30 protein-coding genes are annotated in these 21,937 nt (G+C 32.8%); 7 read left to right on the top strand and 23 right to left on the bottom strand.

Going from position 1 to position 21,937, the window contains the following annotated elements; genetic code table 11:
* Positions 1-34: 34 nt before the first annotated feature.
* The 22 genes from AC5LW9_RS08465 to AC5LW9_RS08360 all read right to left on the bottom strand — a co-directional run bounded on the left by AC5LW9_RS08465 (position 35) and on the right by AC5LW9_RS08360 (position 14,473).
* Entirely contained in the window at positions 35-643 is a 609-nt protein-coding gene (locus AC5LW9_RS08465; protein ID WP_198236001.1) for a tail fiber assembly protein, read from the bottom strand.
* A 14-nt stretch (positions 644-657) separates the two neighbouring features.
* Positions 658-1,992 carry a phage tail protein gene (locus tag AC5LW9_RS08460; RefSeq protein WP_198229062.1) on the bottom strand — a complete coding sequence of 445 codons (1,335 nt, stop codon included), beginning with the start codon at positions 1,990-1,992 and terminating at the stop codon, positions 658-660.
* Between the two features lie 320 nt (positions 1,993-2,312).
* Complete coding sequence (locus tag AC5LW9_RS08455; RefSeq protein WP_198229061.1) at positions 2,313-2,918, bottom strand: tail fiber assembly protein; 606 nt, start codon at positions 2,916-2,918, stop codon at positions 2,313-2,315.
* A 14-nt stretch (positions 2,919-2,932) separates the two neighbouring features.
* Complete coding sequence (locus AC5LW9_RS08450) at positions 2,933-4,552, bottom strand: phage tail-collar fiber domain-containing protein (RefSeq protein WP_493455648.1); 1,620 nt, start codon at positions 4,550-4,552, stop codon at positions 2,933-2,935.
* Positions 4,549-5,154 (bottom strand): phage tail protein I, encoded by a 606-nt coding sequence (locus tag AC5LW9_RS08445; protein ID WP_144092996.1) that lies wholly within the window; start codon positions 5,152-5,154, stop codon positions 4,549-4,551. The genes AC5LW9_RS08450 and AC5LW9_RS08445 overlap by 4 nt, the downstream gene beginning before the upstream one ends.
* Complete coding sequence (locus tag AC5LW9_RS08440) at positions 5,144-6,055, bottom strand: baseplate J/gp47 family protein (RefSeq protein WP_198229058.1); 912 nt, start codon at positions 6,053-6,055, stop codon at positions 5,144-5,146. Before AC5LW9_RS08440 ends, AC5LW9_RS08445 begins: the two co-directional genes overlap by 11 nt.
* On the bottom strand, positions 6,043-6,396 hold the full coding sequence (locus AC5LW9_RS08435) for a GPW/gp25 family protein (protein ID WP_086359666.1): 354 nt from the start codon (positions 6,394-6,396) through the stop codon (positions 6,043-6,045). Before AC5LW9_RS08435 ends, AC5LW9_RS08440 begins: the two co-directional genes overlap by 13 nt.
* Positions 6,393-7,031 (bottom strand): phage baseplate assembly protein V, encoded by a 639-nt coding sequence (locus AC5LW9_RS08430; RefSeq protein WP_198229057.1) that lies wholly within the window; start codon positions 7,029-7,031, stop codon positions 6,393-6,395. Before AC5LW9_RS08430 ends, AC5LW9_RS08435 begins: the two co-directional genes overlap by 4 nt.
* Before the next feature lie 308 nt (positions 7,032-7,339).
* Positions 7,340-7,771 (bottom strand): phage tail protein, encoded by a 432-nt coding sequence (locus tag AC5LW9_RS08425; protein WP_198228951.1) that lies wholly within the window; start codon positions 7,769-7,771, stop codon positions 7,340-7,342.
* 184 nt (positions 7,772-7,955) lie between these two features.
* The gene (locus AC5LW9_RS08420; protein ID WP_198228950.1) at positions 7,956-8,237 is read right to left on the bottom strand and encodes a phage holin family protein; all 282 of its coding nucleotides are present in this window, start codon (positions 8,235-8,237) and stop codon (positions 7,956-7,958) included.
* Positions 8,234-8,611, bottom strand: coding sequence for a putative holin (locus AC5LW9_RS08415; protein ID WP_198228949.1), 378 nt, complete (start codon positions 8,609-8,611; stop codon positions 8,234-8,236). Before AC5LW9_RS08415 ends, AC5LW9_RS08420 begins: the two co-directional genes overlap by 4 nt.
* A gap of 4 nt (positions 8,612-8,615) precedes the next feature.
* A complete protein-coding gene (locus tag AC5LW9_RS08410; RefSeq protein ID WP_198228948.1) occupies positions 8,616-8,819 on the bottom strand; it encodes a tail protein X in 204 nt (67 codons plus the stop codon).
* 252 nt (positions 8,820-9,071) lie between these two features.
* Complete coding sequence (lysC, locus tag AC5LW9_RS08405) at positions 9,072-9,308, bottom strand: Rz1-like lysis system protein LysC (protein WP_493456606.1); 237 nt, start codon at positions 9,306-9,308, stop codon at positions 9,072-9,074.
* The gene (locus AC5LW9_RS08400; RefSeq protein WP_198228947.1) at positions 9,211-9,558 is read right to left on the bottom strand and encodes a hypothetical protein; all 348 of its coding nucleotides are present in this window, start codon (positions 9,556-9,558) and stop codon (positions 9,211-9,213) included. Before AC5LW9_RS08400 ends, lysC begins: the two co-directional genes overlap by 98 nt.
* Positions 9,555-9,995, bottom strand: a complete 441-nt coding sequence (locus tag AC5LW9_RS08395) for a D-Ala-D-Ala carboxypeptidase family metallohydrolase (protein WP_198228946.1) — start codon at positions 9,993-9,995, stop codon at positions 9,555-9,557. Before AC5LW9_RS08395 ends, AC5LW9_RS08400 begins: the two co-directional genes overlap by 4 nt.
* Positions 9,996-10,709: 714 nt before the next feature.
* Entirely contained in the window at positions 10,710-10,889 is a 180-nt protein-coding gene (locus tag AC5LW9_RS08390) for a hypothetical protein (RefSeq protein WP_198228945.1), read from the bottom strand.
* A gap of 185 nt (positions 10,890-11,074) precedes the next feature.
* Positions 11,075-13,228, bottom strand: a complete 2,154-nt coding sequence (locus AC5LW9_RS08385; protein WP_493455647.1) for a replication endonuclease — start codon at positions 13,226-13,228, stop codon at positions 11,075-11,077.
* Positions 13,229-13,244: 16 nt separating this feature from the next.
* On the bottom strand, positions 13,245-13,451 hold the full coding sequence (locus AC5LW9_RS08380) for a TraR/DksA family transcriptional regulator (protein WP_198228943.1): 207 nt from the start codon (positions 13,449-13,451) through the stop codon (positions 13,245-13,247).
* Complete coding sequence (locus tag AC5LW9_RS08375) at positions 13,451-13,666, bottom strand: DUF2732 family protein (RefSeq protein WP_198228942.1); 216 nt, start codon at positions 13,664-13,666, stop codon at positions 13,451-13,453. Before AC5LW9_RS08375 ends, AC5LW9_RS08380 begins: the two co-directional genes overlap by 1 nt.
* Before the next feature lie 26 nt (positions 13,667-13,692).
* Complete coding sequence (locus tag AC5LW9_RS08370; RefSeq protein ID WP_198228941.1) at positions 13,693-13,995, bottom strand: hypothetical protein; 303 nt, start codon at positions 13,993-13,995, stop codon at positions 13,693-13,695.
* A gap of 87 nt (positions 13,996-14,082) precedes the next feature.
* Positions 14,083-14,232 (bottom strand): hypothetical protein, encoded by a 150-nt coding sequence (locus AC5LW9_RS08365; protein WP_198228940.1) that lies wholly within the window; start codon positions 14,230-14,232, stop codon positions 14,083-14,085.
* 1 nt (position 14,233) lies between these two features.
* Positions 14,234-14,473 carry a MerR family transcriptional regulator gene (locus AC5LW9_RS08360; RefSeq protein ID WP_025315541.1) on the bottom strand — a complete coding sequence of 80 codons (240 nt, stop codon included), beginning with the start codon at positions 14,471-14,473 and terminating at the stop codon, positions 14,234-14,236.
* Positions 14,474-14,615: 142 nt separating this feature from the next.
* Between AC5LW9_RS08360 and AC5LW9_RS08355 the strand changes: the two genes are divergently transcribed.
* From AC5LW9_RS08355 to AC5LW9_RS08335, 5 genes are all read left to right on the top strand, one after another.
* Entirely contained in the window at positions 14,616-14,972 is a 357-nt protein-coding gene (locus tag AC5LW9_RS08355; protein ID WP_198228939.1) for a helix-turn-helix domain-containing protein, read from the top strand.
* A 24-nt stretch (positions 14,973-14,996) separates the two neighbouring features.
* Positions 14,997-15,998, top strand: a complete 1,002-nt coding sequence (locus tag AC5LW9_RS08350) for a phage integrase (RefSeq protein WP_198228938.1) — start codon at positions 14,997-14,999, stop codon at positions 15,996-15,998.
* Between the two features lie 1,105 nt (positions 15,999-17,103).
* Entirely contained in the window at positions 17,104-17,622 is a 519-nt protein-coding gene (locus AC5LW9_RS08345; RefSeq protein WP_198228937.1) for a hypothetical protein, read from the top strand.
* A 28-nt stretch (positions 17,623-17,650) separates the two neighbouring features.
* A complete protein-coding gene (locus AC5LW9_RS08340) occupies positions 17,651-17,974 on the top strand; it encodes a DUF7716 domain-containing protein (RefSeq protein ID WP_493455646.1) in 324 nt (107 codons plus the stop codon).
* Between the two features lie 1,135 nt (positions 17,975-19,109).
* Entirely contained in the window at positions 19,110-19,631 is a 522-nt protein-coding gene (locus tag AC5LW9_RS08335) for an SMI1/KNR4 family protein (RefSeq protein ID WP_198228935.1), read from the top strand.
* Positions 19,632-19,690: 59 nt separating this feature from the next.
* Here AC5LW9_RS08335 and AC5LW9_RS08330 read toward each other — a convergent pair whose 3' ends face one another.
* Complete coding sequence (locus AC5LW9_RS08330; RefSeq protein ID WP_493455645.1) at positions 19,691-20,527, bottom strand: LysR family transcriptional regulator; 837 nt, start codon at positions 20,525-20,527, stop codon at positions 19,691-19,693.
* Positions 20,528-20,685: 158 nt separating this feature from the next.
* Between AC5LW9_RS08330 and AC5LW9_RS08325 the strand changes: the two genes are divergently transcribed.
* Together AC5LW9_RS08325 and AC5LW9_RS08320 are read left to right on the top strand one after the other, a co-directional pair.
* Positions 20,686-21,264: an HAD family hydrolase gene (locus tag AC5LW9_RS08325; RefSeq protein ID WP_493455644.1), complete on the top strand. Its 579-nt coding sequence runs from the start codon at positions 20,686-20,688 to the stop codon at positions 21,262-21,264.
* A gap of 294 nt (positions 21,265-21,558) precedes the next feature.
* Positions 21,559-21,765 (top strand): hypothetical protein, encoded by a 207-nt coding sequence (locus AC5LW9_RS08320; protein ID WP_025315619.1) that lies wholly within the window; start codon positions 21,559-21,561, stop codon positions 21,763-21,765.
* Positions 21,766-21,937: the final 172 nt, after the last annotated feature.

Genomic DNA, 21,937 nt, shown 5'->3' with positions numbered 1-21,937 from the left:
TCGTATTAGTAAATGACAGTGATTGATATCAAAATTAGTTATTTGGATTTTCTGGCCATTCGATATTAGGTGCTTGTTTGATATCAATGCGATTTACTAACACTCGATATTTTTTCCATTCAACGAGTAATTGCGCTTCTTGTTCACTGGCAATTTGTGAATCAACAGCATCTTGTAAATAACTGATTTGCGTAGTTGCTTCAGCGAGAAGTTGATTTTTCTTGGTTGAAGCTTGATTGATTTCATATTGAAGCTGTTTATTTTTATCAAATTGCCATTTTTCCCCATCCCAGCTATCAAATTCACTTGCTGGTTTTAAATCAGTATAACCATCAGGAATTTCACCTAACTCTTGAAGGGTGGTTTCTGCACCTGTTTCAATTGAATAAATCTTAGTGCCACGTAAATCTGTAGGATAGGTCCATTGCTGACCATCGTGAATGATTGCTTGATTGTCTTTAACACTTTTTGGCGATTCTAAATAAGCATTAGCCGGTAAGCCAACACCAATTGGTAAATATTGATAGGTTGCTTGTAAAAATTCACCTTTAGCGTCAACATTATAAATAATTGCCCAGCCTGCTGATTGAGTTAAACCATTATTATCTAATACTGCTGATTCTGGTTTTAATTGATATTTCATTATTTTTCTCCTATTTATTCTGCTTTAACTATATACATAAATGCGATATTGCGTGGTCGGTTTTCATGTGCAACAGGTACAACACTTGAAGCATTAAAAACAATTGTTGCATTGTTAGGATCTAAACTACTTCTTATATGACGAGTATTTGCTGGAATTGTATTAAAAACCCCACTAGCATATTCAGGATTAGCAGCTGTTTTAAACTCTCCATATATATTCCTGATGGCATCGGTTTCCCAACTCAGCAATTCACGTTCTGGATCGACACCTCTAAAGTTATCCCATCCTCTAATAAATTCACCTCGTAAGTCAGGCAAAAAACCTTGAGAGTATGCGGCAGCCAGTTTTGGAAATTGATTTTTATCGAAAGCCGAACCATTGCACTCTAGCCAGCCAGAAGGTAGGTTGTTACTAGGCCATGGTTGAGGGATTCCAACAGGGATTGTTTTATCACCAATAAAGTTTTCTAAATCAAAAATATTACTCACTGATATTTTTGCATTTAAAGCCCCATCTTTTTGAAAGTACCACATTACTTTATTTTCATTGACATTATATCCAGCAGCTAAACCATCATTACGTATAAGTAAGCAAAATCGTTTATCTTCTGAATAGATGCGAGATTCATATAGGTCGCAATGAAATTTATCTGCAATTGGATCAATTCGTTTATGGGCTGCGCTTGCATGATCATATGCAGACTGAGCTTTTATGTCGGAAAATCGTGCATATTCATAAGTATCTCGAACTGCTTTGGGAGTTGCAGCTTGATTTTCAATTGTTGAATCAGTAGCTGAATTTAATTGCACAAAACCTTTTGATGTAGTAGTCGCATTTGGGTGATTAGTTGTTTTTTCATGATTTACTATTTTGCTGGTAATTAAATCGTCCACATATTGACGGGTGGCTAATACCACCGATGGATCAATTTTAAGAGCAACAGCATTAACATTATCAACCACAATAATCATTCGTATGACTTGTGTGCGACCACTGCCTTCAGATAATTTTGGTTTATAGGTGGCAGGGCAATTACCGACAGCAACTAAATTATCATCTTTATCATATAAGCCGATTTCATTAATAAACCAACCGCCTTGATTTTCAGGAATAACTAATTCAGCGATAATTTGATTAGGATTTTTTTCATCAGTGTTTAATGAATTAAGTGGTGCTTGATACACTTCGTGAACTAATTTGGTTTGACTAGCATCTGGTGTTGTCGGATTACCATTTGCATCACCAACAGCCATCTTACTTAATTTGAGTGGAATACCTAAAGCAGTAGCATTTGCTAGTAATGCTGCCCCTTGTTGAGTAAGTAACGTATAAAATTTTTGACCCATATTTTTATCCTATAAATAAAAATTCGAATCGCTAATAAGACGATCGAATGAGCTGATTGTGTTTGTTTTAAATATCTAGTTTATGAATACTTTATAAAGTGCATTGGATTTGCATTTTATAAAATGGCTTGCTAAAGATAGTGACACAGTCTAAAAAAATTAGTTAATGGAAGGATTTGTAAAAAAAATCATTACAAACAGCTAAAACAACCAATCGCTAGAAATATAAGATGTGAATAAAAAACCTTAGTCAAAATTGAAGTGTCCAACTTTATGGGGTCACTTCAAAATTACTAAGGTTTTTTGTTTATCTATCAAAGTTATTTAGGTTGTTTTGGCCATTCGATATTAGGTGCTTGTTCGATATCAATGCGATTTACTAACACTCGATATTTTTTCCATTCAACGAGTAATTGCGCTTCTTGTTCACTGGCAATTTGTGAATCAACGGCATCTTGTAAATAACTGATTTGCGTAGTTGCTTCAGCGAGAAGTTGATTTTTCTTGGTTGAAGCTTGATTGACTTCACATTGATGCTGTTTATTTTTATCAAATTGCCATTTTTCCCCATCCCAGCTATCAAATTCACTTGCTGGTTTTAAATCAGTATAACCATCAGGAATTTCACCTAACTCTTGAAGGGTGGTTTCTGCACCTGTTTCAATTGAATAAATCTTAGTGCCACGTAAATCTGTAGGATAGGTCCATTGTTGTCCATCGTGAATGATTGCTTGATTGTCTTTAACACTTTTTGGCGATTCTAAATAAGCATTAGCCGGTAAGCCAACACCAATTGGTAAATATTGATAGGTTGCTTGTAAAAATTCACCTTTAGCGTCAACATTATAAATAATTGCCCAGCCTGCTGATTGAGTTAAACCATTATTGTCCAATACTGCTGATTCTGGTTTTAATTGATATTTCATTATTTTTCTCCTAATTATTCAGCTTTTACTATATATGTAAATGCGATATTACGCGGTCGGTTTTCATGAGCTACAGGGGAGGATATCGACGGATCAAATATCAGCTCTTCACAACCCCAAGCAGTGACGCCCTCATTTGGTAATCCTTTCTTTTTACCTACTCCATTTAATCTAAATGTCCCATTAGCATTAACTAAATCACCTAGAAAACCATGATCGGGATTATTCGAACCATACACTGAACCCCAAATGTTCCGAATTGCATCGTCCTGATAACTTAAAATATCTCTATCGGGATCTAATCCACGTCCGTTATCTTTACCGCGAATAAATAAACCGCGTAAATCTGGTAGGAAGCCATTAGGATATGCAACTGCTAGTTTTGGAAATTGATTTTTATCGAAAGCCGAACCATTGCACTCCAGCCAGCCAGAAGGTAGATTGTTACTAGGCCACGGTTGAGGAATTCCAACGGGGATATAGTTGTTAATGTTGGATGTTGTGATAGTTTCATACCATTGTTGTTTACCATCTATTGTTGCGCAGCGGTTAAATATTTTAGGTGTTTTTGATGCAACAACGAATAATTGTTCAACGTAAAAGTTTTTATGTGAACTACCGTAAACAGCTAATGTGGCTGAATCATTTCTGGACAAATCTGGAAAATCAGACGTTTGAGTTGCATACCAACCGCTTGGTAACCGATCATTTGGATTACTAGTTGGAGCGCCAGTTAATGAGCCGATTCCGTAATCTCCAGTTTTTAGCACTGACTTACCATTAATTACGACATCATCAATAGATTGAAAACTCCACGAGTTTTTTGTCGAGTTATATACTAATTTGCTCTTCCATTGTTTTTTATTTGCATCATAGAATACATGCGCGTAATCATCGCCGCTCGTTCTCGATACCATCACATTTTCACTGTCACTATATCTATGTTTTATTCCGAGTTCTGACAAAATTAATTGACCGCTCATTGTGTCGCCGGATTTTTTTAACGCCCCGTTTGCTAAATCATAGGCTTTTTTAACAGCTAATGGTGTTGCGGCTTGGTTTTCAATATTAGAATTAATTGCCGAATTTAATTGTACAAAACCTTTAGATTTAGTGGTGGCATTTGGGTGATTGATTGATTTTTCATGAATCGTCATCTTTGCGGTAATTAAATCATCAACGTATTCTCGGGTAGCTAATACCACTGCCGGATCGATTTTTAATTGAATAGATTGGGTATTGTCTACAATAATAACCATTCTAATCACTTGTGTTCGGCCACTGCCTTCAGCTAATTTAGGTTTATAGGTAGCAGGACAGTTACCTACGGCGATTAGATTACCTTTATCATCAAACAAACCAATTTCATGAATAAACCAGCCGCCATCAGACTCGGGTATAACTTGCTCTGCAATAATTTGATTGGGGTTTTCTTTATCGACAAATAGTGTGTTGATAGCTGCACGTCTAACTTCGTGCACTAATTTGGTTTGGCTTTCATTCGGTTTTGGTATTTTACCGTTGCCATCTCCAACTGCCATTTGAGTTATTTTAAGTGGTACGCCCAGTGCGGTAGCATTGGCTAACAATGCCGCCCCTCGTTTAGTTAAGATTGTATAGTAGATTTGATTCATGGTATTATGCTCATTGTATCGATTAAATGAATAGTTGCACCAAAATGGCTTTCAGATTGCGTTATTACTTTTTCAGCGATATAAGGATAGATAGCTAATGTATTACCATCATAACCACTGACACCGATGGTTAGGGAGCCTTTAGAGACTAATTGAATCGCCAAATTTGATAATTGACGAGATACGGGTTTCACATCATCAATTATACGACTAAGTTCGTTATAATATTCTTCGGTTATGCCAGTATCTGATACGCCAATTTCCAGTGTAAAAGAACCTGGAGTTTGATTGTTTTGCCACCATTCACTAATTTTGATTAAAAAACCAAATGGCTCGACAGCACGGCGAATTGCTTCTTTAGTACCTTTGAGTTTATGAATTTCAAATGCTTCAGCAATGACTTTTCGTTTGATCTGCTCAGACCATTCTTCATCCCAACGGTCTACGCTATATTGCCATGCTAAATAAGGCAGTAATTCATATGGACAAGTTTGTGGATCCCAAAGTGAACGTAGTGGAATTGGTGGCTCACAAGCAATCGCTTGTGAAAGATTTTTTTCAAGTTTGGTAGCAGTAGGGGGGAGTAGCGTTTTATTCGCCATAACCTGCTACCTCAATCTGATAGTTTGAACAATAGCTAGCTTGCTCACGGCTGATGATAATATCTTGTGCAGGCTCTTGAAGTTCAACACGCTGTACACCAACAACATGTAATGCTGAAATAATTGCACTGCGACTGATTCTTCGTCCAATTCGATGTTTTTCGCTAATATAAGCTTGTAAATTATTCATGGCCGTTTTTTTAATCGGCTCTGATTCTGGTCCTGGATATAAGTAAAGTTTAGCTTTGATTTGATAGTTAATTAATTCTACCGATTTAACGGTTACCCTATCAGCAATAGGACGGCGATCGTCTTGATTAACTGCTTTTTTAACGATTTCAATCAGTTCATCTGAGGCAACACCATTATTATCGCGTGATAATATTGCTAATGTAACACAAGCTGGTGATGGACTTTCAGCTGCGGCATCTAATACTCGTCCATCAGCACTTCGAGCAAAAAATTCATAAGCAGCTCGAGGACCAGCGACTGATAATCCTTCAAATGCAGATTGAATTCGCACTCTAAAATCACTATCAGCTTCTTTGATCTCTTTAATAGCTGGAACGACACTATTATCTTCAGCTTGAATGGTTAAACGATGAACATTAAAATTTGCTCCTAAATTATCTAAATCCTGATCTTTAGCGTGAGCAATCATAAGAGCTTGTGATGCTTCGTTTATTCGTTGCCGTAAAAGCAGTTCGTAATAGCTGCTTTCTTGTAATAACTTTACAATCGGCTCACTTTCAAATTGTAATGTTTTAGCAACTTCTTCCTGATCTTGAGCGCTATAAAGTGAAAGAAATTTAGCTTTGCGACGATTAAAAATCTCCTCAAAATCTAATGATTCAATCACATTTGGGGAGGGTAATTTTGAAAGATCAGTTAATGTGGCCATGTTGCTACCTCGATTTCGCTAGTAAATGTTTGGTTTGGTTTGTCTATTCGGGAACCAGTTATTTGTAAGGTTAATTTTTCTTTATCAGGAAATACGTCGACAGCATCAAGTTTTATTCTCGGTTCCCATTGAGCAAGTGCCAATACCGTTGCCGAAATCACTCGTAATTTTGTTGCTTCTGTATTTGGATTATCTAAAAGTAAAAACAGTAAAGAACCATAACTACGACGCTCAATTCTGGAACCAATCGGTGTCGTAAGAATGTCTTTAATCGATTGGTTGATATGATCCATATCGTTAATCGTTCGCCCTGTTTTGCTGTTCATACCTATGTAACTCATTGCGGTTTTCCTGTTGAATCACCACCAGCTTTAACGCCAATGTGGATGTGAGAATCTAATACAATACCGTTTGATGATAATTGACCTTGTTGATGAATGACGTTTCCAGTTAATGTGCCTGTATTTCCTTTAGCTCCACCACCACTAGCACTAAATGATTTGAATGTTACATGATCACTGCACTCCACTAATGGAGTATCAAGTTGAATTTTGCTACCTGCTTTAGCGGTTATTTGTTCACTGGCCTCAATCACAGCGGTTTTGATACCTTTGATAGTTAGTTGACTAGTTTCAGGTTCATATTCAAATGATGCACCATCAGGGAATGTCACAATATAACCATCATCAGATTTAGCTGGAGCAGGATTTGTATCACAATAAATGCTAGGTAATACACAACCTAACGAAAGATTACCATTGGGGCTTAAAATAAATACTTGTTCACCTACCGATGGGCGCCACCATGTGCGACTTTTTCCCGCACGATGACTAAACCAAGGTAACCATGTTGTAATTAATTCACCAGTACGGACTTTAACCCGATCGCCATTGGTTTGATAAATAACACCAGGGCGAATCAGGTTTTCAATTTTTCGTAGAATGTCGACTAAGTCGGCGGGATGATAATTTTTCATAACGACTATGATGAAATTTTATCAAGTAAAAATAAAGCAAGCTTGGTTGTAGTGATAGGGGTTACAAATTTTCAGTGAGTTAACTAAGACTTATGGTTTATTTGAAATGATTTAATCAGTAACTTCTTGACTAATCATTTTTTGTTTTAAATAAAATAATAAAACACAATGTTAAATGAATATTAAAAAAGAGCCTTTAACATCAAAAAAGTCGGAGATAGGGGCTTTTTTAAAGCCCCTAAAAGCATCTATTTGTCATCAAATTTGAAATGTCTATACTAATGTCAGCATTTTATTTGCAACAGTTATTAATAGCCATACTTTTCTAATGATTCTTGCAAAATTATTCGATCAGTTAATGAGTTAAATTCCAATTTATCTTGCTTTTGTATTGGTTTAATCCGTTCTGACAATGCTAATTCAATTGTTAAATCACACTGATTGCCAGAGATATTTGTAACATTAAACTTAATTGCTCGTTGACGTGATTGTGTGCTAATCAAGGCATCTGGCTGATTAGCTTGCATCCAGCTGACTATACTGGCGATTAAATCTTCAAAAGGGTAGCAATAGCCAGTTAAATATATAGTTAATGTAAAATGGTATTTAAATCCTGAATTATCCACAGAGAAAGGCTCAACAATACCATCTTTGATGGTAAATTGATTTTTAGTTGTTGAATTATCGTTCAGCAGATTTTTCTCAAACAGATATTTTTTTAAATGATTAATTTTTTTCATACAGATCCTTTTAATATTTATAAATAATTTTGGTTACTGTAAAACCCACTAATTTAGTGAAAGATAGATGAGGAGGAATAAAATAATTGTCAATTCTCCATTCTCAATTTAATAGCATTAGTCCAAATATCTAATATAGCTATTCATTTTCTTAATCGGTTATTTTAAATTATTATTATCATTGTTAATTGGTGTTCTTAACCGATTTTGATGAACGACAAAAGGTGCTTATATTGCCTTTGCTTTTTAATAAACAGAGTAATAATGTTATGTTCATCACTACTTGGGCTAGGTAAGCACGATGGGGTAGATTGAAAAATGAAAATAAGCTGATAGTAGCACTTGATATTATCATCAACCAAGCTAACCAACTGTATCTAACTTTGTAGCGACAATTGTTGCGATCAAAAGTAAATAATCGCACAGCAATCATTAAACAAAAAATAGCATTAAGTGTCGTTATCATGATTTTTTGCCCCTAAAGTTATTGATAATGTCAGTTGGATCATCAAATTTTTTAATTAACCATAGTAATAATTTAACGCTAATAGCTGATGCAACTAATGCACCTAAGCCTGGTGGTATTTTAGTTTGAATATTGATTGGAAAAAACGGAATGAGTAAATACAGTGTCATTTCAGCTAAGAGCAAACCCATAGCAAATGAAATAAAAAATAAGATGATACGACGCAAACGGGAAATGCATTGTTCACTAATTACTAATAAAATCGAACCACAAAGAGCACCTAAAATAATACCATTTTCAATGTTAGGATAAATCATCGATAATGAAAAAGCACTGATAATTGCAGTAAAAGTTAGACTGGTGGGCTCTGTCATTAAATTAGTCCCATAAATTAATAGAATTAGAGTTTTTTTCAGGTACTGATTCCGGTACGTTTACTTCTATACCCATAGGCAATATCGCTGGTAATTCACATAGCTTAGGGTTGTTTTGATAAATTATTTCCACAATCCCCGTTGTTTTACCAAAAACACGATAAGCTAATGCATCAATAGTTTCATTTTGCATGGTATAAACTATCATTCTTCAATTACTCCATAGTTAATTTAGATTTTTTTAACAGCGACATTGATGGTGTTTCAATAAATAGGGCTCGGCGGAAAACAAGGGGGATTGCTCTATTAAAACCATTGCTCCGCCGAGGTGTGAGGGTCACTCGTTATAAATGATTATTTAATAATATGGTCGTTGCTAAATCATTTTTAAGCAATTAATCAAAATTGTAATAAATTGACATACAATACGATAAAGTATTGTTGATCAGTTAATAAAAAATTAGTTGCTGTCAGTTTCATTAATCTCACGAATAGCCTGTTTATCAGCATTACATTTTTCAATAATATGCAATAAATGTTCGTTGTATGTAAGGCTATCACCAAAAGTCATTGGATTAGGAGGCAAATTTGGTTGACAACTAATGAGTAAATTCGCGGGTATTGGTTGATTGACGAAGATTTTTCGCTCGGTTGTACAAGCTACCAGAAATAGGCATAGGCACCAGCTGGTTAGCACAAAAATTCTCTTTGAGTTGACCATTTATTTGTTCCTGATTTTGTAACGATTGTTGTTCTAAATACTGCTTGTTTTTTTCATAGTCAAAGATAATCTGATTATTTTTTATAATTGTTTGTTGCAATTGGACTACTTTTTGAGCCAATTGGCTGGCTTCATTGTTTGCTAATCGTTTAGCATGCAGTAAATCGCTAATAATAAAAAACAATAATATAAAGGCAAAAGCAATAGTGACGTTGGTTTTGTTCATACTAATCCTGGTAAATAAATAGTTTTGCCGTTTTGTTTTACTGCTGTAAGAACACACCTGCGTTGGTTGACGTGACTAAATTCAATATGAACCCATTGATTATATTCTTGGATGATTTTGTCAAATTCGACCCCCGAAGTGATTAAATGTTGGCAAATTTGTTTTGGATTGCCATAGGCACAATTGAAATCAACGGCTAAACCTTTGGTATGAGCACTGGTTTGCGACCCACCCACTTGGTAATTCAAAGCAAGGCTGCGGTATCCAGATGAGATAATGATTGGATAAGCTAAAGCTTTTCTAACTAATTCTAATTTGTTAGCTGTCAGATAAATATTTGCCATTAAGTTATCTGGCACACGATTATCTATTTTTAGTCGAGTTGCTGTTGTTGAGCGAGTAAATTCTTCTAATGTGAAGTGCTCGGTTAATTTCATGACTCTTCATCTCCTTTGATATATTTAACTAATTTTTATTTCGAATTTAAATTAAGTTGACTCCGAACCAATAACCTTGGTCATAGTTATGCCGGAGGTAAGTTCAAATTGCCAATTAAAACAGCTAAACGCTAAAATGACTAATGCTCTAGCAAAAGCCGAAAATATACATTTAAGCAATTAATGTTGTAATGCGAAATTTGTTATCATTTTTTACTATCCTTTTTTAATAAGTATATTCCAATCCTGATATCAGTTATCAAGAATCAAAGGATAATTTAAGTAATTTCTTACACTGTTTAATTATACAGTTTTTCACTCTTTTCTCCTAATTTATAATGAGTATTTAATTAAAAATAAGCTTTTTAAAATTGTTATTAATCAAATAATTGAGAGTTTTTGCGGACTGGGTTTTGTAGTAACTGTTTAAACAATTAAAATCATTTATTTTGACTAAAATAAATTAGTATTTGGCGGTTGCCGATGTTAATTAAAAATCTAAGTATTAAGGTTTAATTCATATAAATAGTCATTGCTAATATGAATTTTATTAATAACAATCGGCAAATATTTAATAAAATTGCGGTATCTGAGTATACAAAATAAAGCTTTCTCAAATTGTAGTTTTTTATTATTGGTTTGTATGGTATAGGAGGATAGTTGATGATTGTTGTTAAGTGGTCTACACTATTTTCAACTATCCTAAAGTGATTATTAATTATTTGGGTTATCAAGATGTTTAGTCGTCATTTGTTTTTTTAATGGCTCAAGTAAATCACGAAACCAAAACATTATTATGTCTTTATCATTTTCCTGTAAATGAATATGTTCAGTAATGATTCGTGAAAGTAATTCGACGCGCTCTATTGTTTTTATTTTTTCCAACTCATTCATTTCTAGTTACCCTTAAATACTGTATCTACATACAGTATATAATAATTATCTTTTCGATCAAGTCATTTTTTAAAAACTTAGAACAAAGTAGTCAATAATATTTAGTATATTGATAATTATCTATTTTATTGTCTAAATGTTACACGATTCACTAAATAAGAAATATTAATAATGTATTTTTTGCTTTAGTTAAAAATGTCATTGATATGGTTTTTAGGTGGCCTTTTTTTTAGCTCAATATAATGATTGTTTACTATTAAATGAAGTCCTTTTAGGTAGTCAGTTAATATTAGACTCTGATGTGCATTTAGCCTGATACTTCGCCTTAAATAGAGATGATTCACATTTAAATCATTATCTGGCAAACCAATAATTTTCAGTTGTTGTTTAATGGCCTGTCGTTGTTGTTCAAAATTAACTGTGTGAGTACAGTTATTGACAGAACTCCAAGGCGTGCGTTCCGCCCGCAATAAAAATGTATCATTAGTTTTTACGCCATTACTGTTATTTTTGGGAACTAGCTTCCATTTAATTAATCGGGTGCAAATAAAAGATGAAAAACCATGAATCGGTGCATAGACCCCTTTAATTTTTTTGATAATTTCTTCATATTGATTAACTTTATCCTCATAAGCAAGCCGGACTTTAATATCCTTGCGTTTGACTAATGGTCCACCTTGATGAGTAGTATAAGCGGCCCAATCACCAATATCGGCCGATGCTAATACTGGATCGATAATATTATTGTCTACTTTTTTATTTTTTAAACGACGCAGTTCTCGCCATACACTGACTGGTGCTCCCCCTAATTGTTGAAATTGGCGAATCTTCCAGCGGCTGGCCCAAGCGGTAATCGCTTTAGATGATAGCTTTAAGTTTTCGCCTGTTTGAGTATCAATTTCGTTTTCTAGTGCATATCCATCAATATTTTTGGCAATATATTTGGCGATGTAGCCAGTTGCAGATCCTTTTTGTTTATCAATATCTTTAAATTCAAAACGATTGATGGCAGCACCTTTTTCATCCCCATCTTCATCCATAGCATATATCCACATACTATAAAAAGCTTTTTGAATATCTTTTGGACGCATAAAGATTAAAATATGCCAGTGAGGTGTACCGTCATGATGAGGTTCGGCAACCCGAAAACCAAAAAATTGAATATTTTCACGATTTAATTTAGCCCGAATTCGTGACCAAATTTTGCATAAGTAGGCTTGTGTTTCTCGTGGAGTGTTGCCTTGCCAGTTTTCAACAAAGCCACCTTTAGCATGCGCACTGTGATATTTAGCTGGTGCAGTCAAGGTTATAAAAGCACCTTGATAACCAAGTTGATCTGCTAAATCTTCAAAGCCCCGCATGCGTGTCATAAGCTCCACACGCCTTATTGCTGGGTTAGCAATTGATTTATAAACTTGTAAATCTAATGATATTTGTTCACCCGTTTCTGGATTTTCTATCGCCATCTTTTCCAGATATTTTTGATTGCGACGTTTTTGCTCTTGCCATTTCATTTGACAGCTACGACTAGCATAAGGTGATGCCTTTTTTTGCACTTGACCTACGGCAATTGCTAAATGTTCATGTTCAAAATCTCGGCGAGTTTTTAATTTACGCTGCCACCACTCATGATTGGTTATTTTAGCTAATGCTTTAATACAATTATCATTGGTTAATTTGTGATTTTTAAAATCATTAAAATAGGGTGGAATAATGTTAATACCAATTAGTTCTTTTAAAACACTACGATAGAGATTTTGCTCCAAACTATTGCTTTCAATATAATTCGCTTTCAAACAAAAGGTCTGATCTGCAAGACGGGTCTGGATGTGTTTATTCAGATAATTGGCTACGTCAACACTTAATTTTGCTAGCTTTTTTGTACATAATGTGGCTAATTGGGCAAATTCCTCAGTAAAATTTATTGATAAGGCACTGGGTTTGTCTACTTGGTAACGAGCTTTGACTTGCGATAATCTTGCCTGAATATTGCCACCTAAAGTTTGTCGTAAAAAACGGTTGGCTTGTTTTCTTCCTTCAGCTTGAAAAAGATTGATATATTTATCAGCAAAATAACCAGCTAAAAAATCAGGTAAATCACTAAAGAATTGAGCTCGGAATGGGTGGTCTTCTTGATCAACTTGCCACAATTTAATTTCATTAAAGCTGATAGATTGTGGCATTTTTTTTCTATAATCAAGCTGGGCTATTGGCGTTCTTGCTAATTTTTTATTAGGTAAATATTGCCCTGTATTTTCATAATAATCACGCATAGCTAATAATAGAGAATGCTTATTTTTAGCTGTAATAAAAGGTAAAGAGAAAGATTGACTGGTCATAAATTCTCGGTAGCTGTTATCGTTTGGTACGCAGTTCTTTTAGACTTTGACAATCAATACAAAGTTGACAACCTTTTATCAATTGTCTACGTTTTTCAGGGATTGGCTCGTCACATTCAATACAATCTATTGCTGATTCGCCGGTAAAGGTTTGGCGATTAGCAATTAGATTATCGAGTTCAAGTTGAGCCAAATCATTTGCTTGGTCTATAATATCTTTCATTAGGCATTAGTCTCATAGCTTTGATGGCGAAGTTTTTCTGCTTCTTGATAAAGCAATTCATTTACTTCGCTAGCGGTTAAATTCTGATCTAAAATATGACCACTTATTTGCATTAAGCGATTTATATAAAGATCACAAAGTCGTTGTTCGGTTTCTTGTTTAATTTTTAACGATATATGCTGTAATTTAGATTGAGTGATATTGCTTGAGTTCATATGTTTTTTCCTTATCTTAATATTCATTATTGTTTGGTAAAATCTTGTGCTTCACAGTGGGTAAAAACATCCACAATGGCTTGTAAACGGCGAAGTCCTATCTCTAAATTATCTACTTCATTATCGTTGAGCAGATCAAAGTTTAGATTATGTTCTGAATACGACAATCTTGTGTTTAATGATGTTATACCTGAGGCTGCTAATAACAGTCTTTTTTGTCCAGGCTTTAACCGATTAAAATTGCTGCGTACTAAACTGCGATGTCCATGAATTAATTGATATAGATGTCTTATATGTTCAAGTTGACGAGATTGTTCAATATTATTCATCGCTCTTCCTTATATAAATGTAGTTTGAATCATCAAAAAAGAGTTATGTCTTTCGAAAAAGGCAAAGGCTTTATCAAATGGTTTGAATTAGTTTTGGAGATGCTTTATTTGCTTTAATTTAATCGTTTTACCATTACTTTTTTCAATCCAACCATTTGGATTATGCTTATTGGTTTGAATAAAAATGACTAACGGTTGGGTAGTCGATTTTTCACTTAAATAGATGGCCTGACTCATATTATTGCTCCATCAAATTTAGTTCAGGATTAAATGCTTTCGCCCCTTCAAGCGTAAGGGCGGTCATATTAATTAATGTTGTTGAGCGGTCATGTTTGCCTGTGATTCTTTTTTTTCGCGTTGGTAGCAATCCTTCATGTACATATTTTTTAACAGTACGCGGGTTCATGCCTGAAACTCGTGCAAATTCATCAACAGTGACGTACGGAGCAGAAATAGTGATTGAAATTGTTGTCATCATAGTGCATTATTCCTAACATAAATATGCTTATGTGTAATTATGTGTATTTATATGTAAAATTAAACTAAATATAATTTATCATTAAGCAAAGCTTAATGTCAATCATATTTTTATTTTTAAATTAACTTAGGCTTAATTCAAGATGAGTATTAATTTTAATTCTGGTGGTGCTAAAGTATTAGATAGAATTATTGAGGCTTATGGGTTTAAATCCAAAGCCGAATATAGCAATTATTTAGGGACATCAGCAGCAAGTTTATCAATTCGTTATCGACGAGATCTCTTTCCTTCTGATCTTGTTGTCAAATGTATGGATGAAACTGGTGCATCATTACAATGGTTAGCGACTGGTGAAGGACAATTTAAACCAGCTGAGCAATCTAAAGAAGCGGTTATTTCCGATGAAACTTTAGTTAAACTTGAGCGGTTGGCAAGCTTAAAAGATAAGGGAGCCATTACTGAACAAGAGTTTAGCGAATTAAAAGGACAATTGATTTAGATTAGCAAAGGACTAATTGTACTTATGTCAGTAAGAAAACAACCTAATGGTAAATGGTTATTTGAAAAATATCTTCCTGGTGGTCGTCGGATCCGTAAAAACTTCGCCACCAAAGGAGAAGCATTAGCATATGAAAATTATCTTGAAGAACAAGCAAATCAAAAACCATGGATTAATGAAAAAATTGATAAGCGTCGTTTATCTGAATTAATTCAAAGTTGGTATTCGTTGCATGGTCAAACCTTAAAAGACGGTCAAACTCGATTAAAAGCAATGCTTTTTGCCAGTGATTGTATGGACAATCCATTAGCAACAAATTTCACTGCAAAACAATTTACTACTTATCGCCAAAAGCGGATTGACGGTGAGATATATCGAACTGATCGCATTAAAACGGTTGCTCCTAGAACGATGAACCTTGAATTAACTTATTTTAAAGCCATGTTTAATGAGTTAATTCGGCTAGGGGAGTGGCAGCATAAAAATCCTTTGGAACTCGTTCGTTCATTTAAAACCGATGAACAAGAGATGGCTTATTTATCCAAAGAACAAATTCAATCATTACTCAATTCTTGTCAGCAAAGTAGTGCAACCGATTTAACCATTATAGTTAAAATTTGTTTGGCAACAGGGGCCAGATGGAGTGAAGCTGAAAGCTTAAAAAGCGCTCAAGTTAAGAACAGAAAGATTACCTACATTAATACTAAAGGTAAACGTAACCGCACAATTCCGATTAGTGATGAGTTATTTCAACAAATTCCCAATAAAAATGGCCAGCTTTTCACTGCTTGTTATTCGGCCTTTCGCTCGGCATTAGATAGAACTGGTATTGAGCTACCTGATCGACAATTAACACATGTATTACGCCACACTTTTGCGAGCCACTTTATGATGAATGGTGGCAATATATTAGTCCTGCAAAAAATCTTAGGCCATACCGATATAAAAATGACCATGCGCTACGCTCATTTTGCCCCAGATCACTTCGAAGATGCCGTGAAATTAAATCCGTTAGACCATGATTAATTAAAGAGAGATTGAGTCATTATTATTTCAATAATAATAAACTAAATTAAATAAAAAATGGCGGTAAATTGGCGATCGAAAATGATTTTATAGTGCTTAATATGTTTTTATATGCATAATTAACTAATTGATTAATAACTAAGTTTTTGATTTAAAACCTCTATCCAAAAAACTCATAATCGATTGGTCACTGGTTCAAGTCCTATTAGTTTTTATTTTGCTTTTTTAATACGATTTTTATCTATATTGTCAGCAATTAAAAATTGGAATGTCCAATATCACAAAAAATAAGAAAAGTATTTTAAAAAAATAGGTGCAATAAATATGAAATTTATTAACTGACATAATTTGCCATTTATGTTAAAGAAACTAATGATCCTATAGAGTTACGTTCGGATGATATTGTGATATTGAGATATTAGATTTAATTGAAAGATGATTGTTGTAACTTTTGAATTAATTGTTAGTATGATTGGTTCGTTAACTTCAGGTAATTATTTTAAAAGGAAGGATTTCTTTTATTTTATTTTGGCTTATTTTTTAGAGGAGTAGTAATTTGAGTGGTCGGTCGATCCAATGAAATTGTCATATTATTACTACTTTAAAAAGGCATATTTTTTTTAATATCAAAATTTTAGTTCTGATATCTCAATTACAGTATTGCCAATTGAAATATTAAAATAATTTTTAAACCTAAATTATGATGTGATTTGCCATATAGTTTTTGAAAAAGTAATCTTGCTTGAATATTATTGTCTTGTTGATAACATAGATTATAATCATTAACATCCTTTCTAACTTATTTTTAAAAAAATATTGTCAGTACTGACAAAAGCATTAGAGATGAGAATATTCTGTTAACATATATTGAATAATAATTTTATTTTTCAGTACACTACATTTAAAAAAAGAAGTATTGTTACTATTAATCGCAAAATGTTCATATAGTATTAAGTAAATTTATTTTTGTAACCTATGTTATTTATAAGAAGATCTAATTTACTATTTTGATTATTCTAATAATGAATATCTCTACTTTTATATTGATAAAGTTCTTTGTTAATATTATTGTATAAGAGTTAAGCATTTTTATTAGGAAATGATCATGATAGAACCACTATCCAATATTATTTTAAAAGCGTTACCTCGCAATAAAAAGGGCGTAATAGGTGCGCAGGTTGAAGTCGATGGTGTTTGTTTTCATGACAAACTGGAAGTTTGTGATTTAAAAGCAGCTTATCTTTATAACAATCGTTATCTCTTATTGTTTGTCATCGATATTGATATGGGACTTTATGACGAAGAGTTGTACATATATTTACTTGATTCTCAGAGTAAAAAAATTGTTGATCATGTTATTATTGGTGGTCAGCATGGTTGGTTAACACCCAGTATTTTCAAAGTTGGCGATATTAAAATTCTAAATGACAATTCCATAAGTTTTAAATTTATGTTCCCAAACGGTAGCGATGGTTGGATAATTAAGCTGTTTAGCAAGCCGATTAAAAGTTTACCATGGGTTTTAAAATATTCCCCTTTGGTGACATGTCCTGTTTCGTTTAAGCGCTATTTTCAAATCTATCCCAATACATTAGTAAAAGAAAATAGAAAACAAGACAAATAGGATTATTCATAAATATTAAGGAGTAAAAATGCCTTTAATATCTATACAAGATGCCTTAATTAATATTGAAAACATGTCAAATAATTGGTTTTATCTGCCTCCTGATTCAAAATCTTGGACACTTGATACAATAGGATTCTTTTGTGAAGATGAGGATATTGACAATGATTACCAGATTAATTTACCTAAGCAAGCTATTGAAGCAAATTGGATACCAACATTAGAAAAAGCCGATATTGAAAGTATTATTGATGTAGCTAACGATCAATTAGATAATCCAACATTAGATGATTTATTTAATTCTTTTGTTTTCTTTTTTGAAAATGATGCTTTTTTACAATATGATGATTAAATTCATCGAATTTTCAATAAATTATTCCTATTGCAAATCGCACTTAAATCCATTACCAAATAAAAATAGATGGCTAACATTTAATGATTTTATAGTCATTTGGCTAATAATATCAACAATCAGAACATATTAGCCTAAGGTTTTTAACTTTAAATAAAATCTCCAATTATTTCAGTTTAATGTTAAATCATAATGTATGATTTGGTGAGCAAGTACACAAGCGAGAGGTGTATTAATATAACTAGAATAATTTTAAGGATATATCACTGTGAGAATATATATCTAAATATGATAAGACTTAAACCAATCAATTATCCAATAATGATAGTTATATCTAACATTAGATATAAAGTTATTTTGATATTTTATACTAAAATACAGGCGTGACCTCAAACTTTTTAGCGAAGTTAGTTGTTGGTTTTACGTTATTATGTAAATAATAATGGAAAATCAAAACAATATTATTTTAAGAATCATCGAATGTTGGAATTGAGATGACTTAAAAAACGACTAACATTTAAAATAATAAATTTTTTGAAATTGTTAACATATTAAATAATATAAAATCATTTAATTGGTAGATACAATGCCATTTTATTGTAAATCAGAACAAGGAAGATAGGCATAGATCCAATTTTTAATTTGGATTGTGATAGCTTTCTTGATTATGGAAACGCCAAAACAAATACTGGAAAATCAGTAATTAATTGTTATAAGCAAAATAATACTTTTTATTTAAATGTTCAATTGTGAACAACATCCCAATTTTTATGTAAATTCTCAAAGTTATAAGACTACTTTGTATTTATCTTCTTAATAAAATCAAAAAGGACAAAATCGACAAAAATTTGTTCAAGTTTTCTGTTACAATCAGTTCAGTTAATCACATAGAACGGCAAAAACATTCTCCATCTGATTATTATTATGAAATAAGATCTAATAGACGCTCGCAATGCTATTTTTATTTTTTAATTATCATCTTTAATTCTAAAAATGGATATGGTTATTTGCATGATTTATAATGATTTTCTAGGTATATAAACGATACATCATTGAACTATTAATATCAGAATTGTATATGTCATGGGGTGATTACTATAGGAAAAAATAGTTAATATTAAAAAGGAAATACAAAATGGCATTGATACTTGAGAATAGTCAACAAAAATTAACCTACGAAGATATTATTGATTTCAACCGATTATTTGATGCGAAAATTCCTTCTTCTTTTCTTGATTTTTTCCATGAATTTAATGGTGGGGATTTTCCTAAAGTAAATGATCTTAATTGTGAATATTTGAGTGGTTTTTATAGCATCAAATATGGCCATTCGACCATAACACGAATATATAATGAACTATTGATTGAAAATCCAGAATTGCAATTCATGTTACCTTTTGCTTACGATCATAACCTTAATAGTTATTTAATTTCATTAAAAGAGGACGACTATGGAACTATTTATCTATGGTCGAATGAAGAACAGGGGATATCTCATATTTCCAATTCATTTGATGATTTTATTCAATCATTCGATCAATTCATCGATGCAGTTGAGATAAAAAAGGTAAGTAATAATATAAAAAATCGTTTAGTTAAAACTTTTATTATGGTCGGAGCAATTTGTATTGTTTGGTATTTTTTTTCGAGAAGATAAACAATTAAAACTTATTTAAATTGCATAAGATTTTTTATAACTTATTAAAGTTTTGCTGATTAATTTTGAGTATTGACGATTTTTATAAAGTTATCACGATAATCATTGTTAATTTTGGGATTCCAAACCATTGCAATTTCCCATTGAACAGTATTTTGTTCAGGAATGAGGAGTTTAACATTTGCCGGTAGGAATTGTTGCATACTTTGAGGAATTAAGGTGACAGCGTTACCACTAGCAACTAATGCTAGCAGTGTTGTCAGATCACCTTTTACAAAAATTTTGTTGGCTCTTAATAGATTACTTTGTAAAAATTGTTCGGTTTGCGCTGCTAGACAAGGGTAGGTAATGTTATCAAGTTGATATAATGAGTAATGGTTTAATATCTCTTGCAAGCTATTGCTCAGATCTTTCGGATAATTTTCAGGTATGGCGAGTGCCAGCATTTCATGACAAATAACTTGAGTAGCCAGCTTGTTGTCTACTGGCAAGCGTACAAAGCCGATTTGTAAGGATCCTTCAAGTAGCATGTCAATTTGAATACTTGATGGTAGATGATTCAGTCGTACTTCACAATTGGGCTCGCACTTAGAGAATTGGTCAATCCATAAGGGTACTTTTACAAATGATGATAGGTTAAATCCAATAGATAAAATCTGTTGTTCACTTTGGTTAAGTTGCTTGATATAATTTAAAAAATTATCATGCGATTGTAAAATGGATTTTGCTTTGACAAACAATTGACTACCAAAAGAGGTTAAAGTTGCACCGTGTCGCCCTCGCAAAAATAGTTGTCCACCTGTTAACGTTTCTAAAGCTTGAATCTGTTTTGTTAAGATTGGTTGAGTAACAAACAACGATTTAGCCGCTACACTATAATTGCCTTTTTCGACCAATTTTACAAAGGCTCGTAATAACTTTAGATCTATTCATTGCATCTATAGAATCCTAAAAAATTGGAATTATACATAACCTAAAATCCTATTTATGATGTTTTTTGTTAAAGATAACAGAAATGATGATTTAAATCTCGTATAAATTAAGGATAAAGGTTATGAATAATATTATAAAAAATTTTAATGCTGTTTTATTTGATATGGATGGTGTATTAATTGATTCTAACTCAGTAATTGAAAGGGTTTGGTGTGAAGTGGCACAGATGTATGACAGGGAAATTTCAAATGATGAAATGATTAAGCATATTCATGGTCAACCTGGACCCCATACCATTTCAGCACTATTTGGCGATTTGTCAGCAGCCGATCAGCAAAAAGTTCAAGATTATATAATATATATCGAAAATACAGCTATCTATAAACCTATCGATGGTGTAGCTGAACTTATTTTAGCATTGCATAAAGTAGGTATTCGTATCGGAATTGTTACAAGTGGGTGGCGTCAAAAAATTGATTCCGTCATAAAATTATTGAAAGTCGATGGCTGTATTTCAGTAATTGTAGAACGTGACGATGTCACTAAAGGTAAACCTTATCCTGATCCTTATCTTTTAGCAATCAAGCGATTAAATATTCCAGCCAATCATACAATTGTATTTGAAGATTCCTCAAGTGGCGTAAAATCTGCTGTAGCAGCAGGTACATATTGTGTTGGCATTGGGGGAGAGAACTTATAAAGTGTTGGTGCACAATTCACAATTACTGATTTTTCGGCTGTAAAAATTGTTACTCATCCTAATGGTCAAATTATGATTAGCTTTGATGACCAGCATCAATTAACTTATATAAATCCATGATAAGCTGCTCAAATTAATTTTTTTGTAAATTAACTATTTTAATAATGCTTAAATAATGAAAATGGTCAAAATTAAACCATTTCTTAGCTTGATTTATTGCTAGATCAGCGTTTATATATAAGAGTGATAAGAATTGTACTTATCATTCATATTAATTTACTGGAGGAGCTTATAATGGTACAAAAATTTGCTGCATACGGTAGTGACGCTTCAGCTGGCACTTTTAAATGTGCTGATTGTGGCTATGTATATTCAAACCAGAGTAAAAAATCGTTACCTCCTTGCCCAGATCATAATAAAAAACCTCATAGTAAAAATGGCTGGTATATTATGTCTGGTCAAGGTGATTCAGTTAAAGATCCTCATCCAAATAAGAAATAATCTTTTTGTTATATCTTAAGGTAACCATTGTGTTACCTTTTTATGTCCTTTATTCAATCAATATAATCACACTTTAATATTTATTATTACACCAATGATCTCTTTGGTATTTAACGCTTTGTTGCTTGATCATTATCTATGCCTACTTTAATAGATAAAATGATTAACAAGT

The organism is Gilliamella sp. LMG 34360, from assembly GCF_984568995.1.
The sequence above is the reverse complement of the archived record's forward strand: the minus strand, read 5'-3'. Positions and strand labels throughout refer to the sequence as shown.

What these genes read in the sequence shown, in the direction of transcription:
- AC5LW9_RS08465 (WP_198236001.1), bottom strand. Translation starts at nt 643, where the DNA reads ATGAAATATCAATTAAAACCAGAATCAGCAGTATTAGATAATAATGGT.
- AC5LW9_RS08460 (WP_198229062.1), bottom strand. Translation starts at nt 1,992, where the DNA reads ATGGGTCAAAAATTTTATACGTTACTTACTCAACAAGGGGCAGCATTA.
- AC5LW9_RS08455 (WP_198229061.1), bottom strand. Translation starts at nt 2,918, where the DNA reads ATGAAATATCAATTAAAACCAGAATCAGCAGTATTGGACAATAATGGT.
- AC5LW9_RS08450 (WP_493455648.1), bottom strand. Translation starts at nt 4,552, where the DNA reads ATGAATCAAATCTACTATACAATCTTAACTAAACGAGGGGCGGCATTG.
- AC5LW9_RS08445 (WP_144092996.1), bottom strand. Translation starts at nt 5,154, where the DNA reads ATGGCGAATAAAACGCTACTCCCCCCTACTGCTACCAAACTTGAAAAA.
- AC5LW9_RS08440 (WP_198229058.1), bottom strand. Translation starts at nt 6,055, where the DNA reads ATGGCCACATTAACTGATCTTTCAAAATTACCCTCCCCAAATGTGATT.
- AC5LW9_RS08435 (WP_086359666.1), bottom strand. Translation starts at nt 6,396, where the DNA reads ATGAGTTACATAGGTATGAACAGCAAAACAGGGCGAACGATTAACGAT.
- AC5LW9_RS08430 (WP_198229057.1), bottom strand. Translation starts at nt 7,031, where the DNA reads ATGAAAAATTATCATCCCGCCGACTTAGTCGACATTCTACGAAAAATT.
- AC5LW9_RS08425 (WP_198228951.1), bottom strand. Translation starts at nt 7,771, where the DNA reads ATGAAAAAAATTAATCATTTAAAAAAATATCTGTTTGAGAAAAATCTG.
- AC5LW9_RS08420 (WP_198228950.1), bottom strand. Translation starts at nt 8,237, where the DNA reads ATGATAACGACACTTAATGCTATTTTTTGTTTAATGATTGCTGTGCGA.
- AC5LW9_RS08415 (WP_198228949.1), bottom strand. Translation starts at nt 8,611, where the DNA reads ATGACAGAGCCCACCAGTCTAACTTTTACTGCAATTATCAGTGCTTTT.
- AC5LW9_RS08410 (WP_198228948.1), bottom strand. Translation starts at nt 8,819, where the DNA reads ATGATAGTTTATACCATGCAAAATGAAACTATTGATGCATTAGCTTAT.
- AC5LW9_RS08400 (WP_198228947.1), bottom strand. Translation starts at nt 9,558, where the DNA reads ATGAACAAAACCAACGTCACTATTGCTTTTGCCTTTATATTATTGTTT.
- AC5LW9_RS08395 (WP_198228946.1), bottom strand. Translation starts at nt 9,995, where the DNA reads ATGAAATTAACCGAGCACTTCACATTAGAAGAATTTACTCGCTCAACA.
- AC5LW9_RS08390 (WP_198228945.1), bottom strand. Translation starts at nt 10,889, where the DNA reads ATGAATGAGTTGGAAAAAATAAAAACAATAGAGCGCGTCGAATTACTT.
- AC5LW9_RS08385 (WP_493455647.1), bottom strand. Translation starts at nt 13,228, where the DNA reads ATGACCAGTCAATCTTTCTCTTTACCTTTTATTACAGCTAAAAATAAG.
- AC5LW9_RS08380 (WP_198228943.1), bottom strand. Translation starts at nt 13,451, where the DNA reads ATGAAAGATATTATAGACCAAGCAAATGATTTGGCTCAACTTGAACTC.
- AC5LW9_RS08375 (WP_198228942.1), bottom strand. Translation starts at nt 13,666, where the DNA reads ATGAACTCAAGCAATATCACTCAATCTAAATTACAGCATATATCGTTA.
- AC5LW9_RS08370 (WP_198228941.1), bottom strand. Translation starts at nt 13,995, where the DNA reads ATGAATAATATTGAACAATCTCGTCAACTTGAACATATAAGACATCTA.
- AC5LW9_RS08365 (WP_198228940.1), bottom strand. Translation starts at nt 14,232, where the DNA reads ATGAGTCAGGCCATCTATTTAAGTGAAAAATCGACTACCCAACCGTTA.
- AC5LW9_RS08360 (WP_025315541.1), bottom strand. Translation starts at nt 14,473, where the DNA reads ATGATGACAACAATTTCAATCACTATTTCTGCTCCGTACGTCACTGTT.
- AC5LW9_RS08355 (WP_198228939.1), top strand. Translation starts at nt 14,616, where the DNA reads ATGAGTATTAATTTTAATTCTGGTGGTGCTAAAGTATTAGATAGAATT.
- AC5LW9_RS08350 (WP_198228938.1), top strand. Translation starts at nt 14,997, where the DNA reads ATGTCAGTAAGAAAACAACCTAATGGTAAATGGTTATTTGAAAAATAT.
- AC5LW9_RS08345 (WP_198228937.1), top strand. Translation starts at nt 17,104, where the DNA reads ATGATAGAACCACTATCCAATATTATTTTAAAAGCGTTACCTCGCAAT.
- AC5LW9_RS08340 (WP_493455646.1), top strand. Translation starts at nt 17,651, where the DNA reads ATGCCTTTAATATCTATACAAGATGCCTTAATTAATATTGAAAACATG.
- AC5LW9_RS08335 (WP_198228935.1), top strand. Translation starts at nt 19,110, where the DNA reads ATGGCATTGATACTTGAGAATAGTCAACAAAAATTAACCTACGAAGAT.
- AC5LW9_RS08325 (WP_493455644.1), top strand. Translation starts at nt 20,686, where the DNA reads ATGAATAATATTATAAAAAATTTTAATGCTGTTTTATTTGATATGGAT.
- AC5LW9_RS08320 (WP_025315619.1), top strand. Translation starts at nt 21,559, where the DNA reads ATGGTACAAAAATTTGCTGCATACGGTAGTGACGCTTCAGCTGGCACT.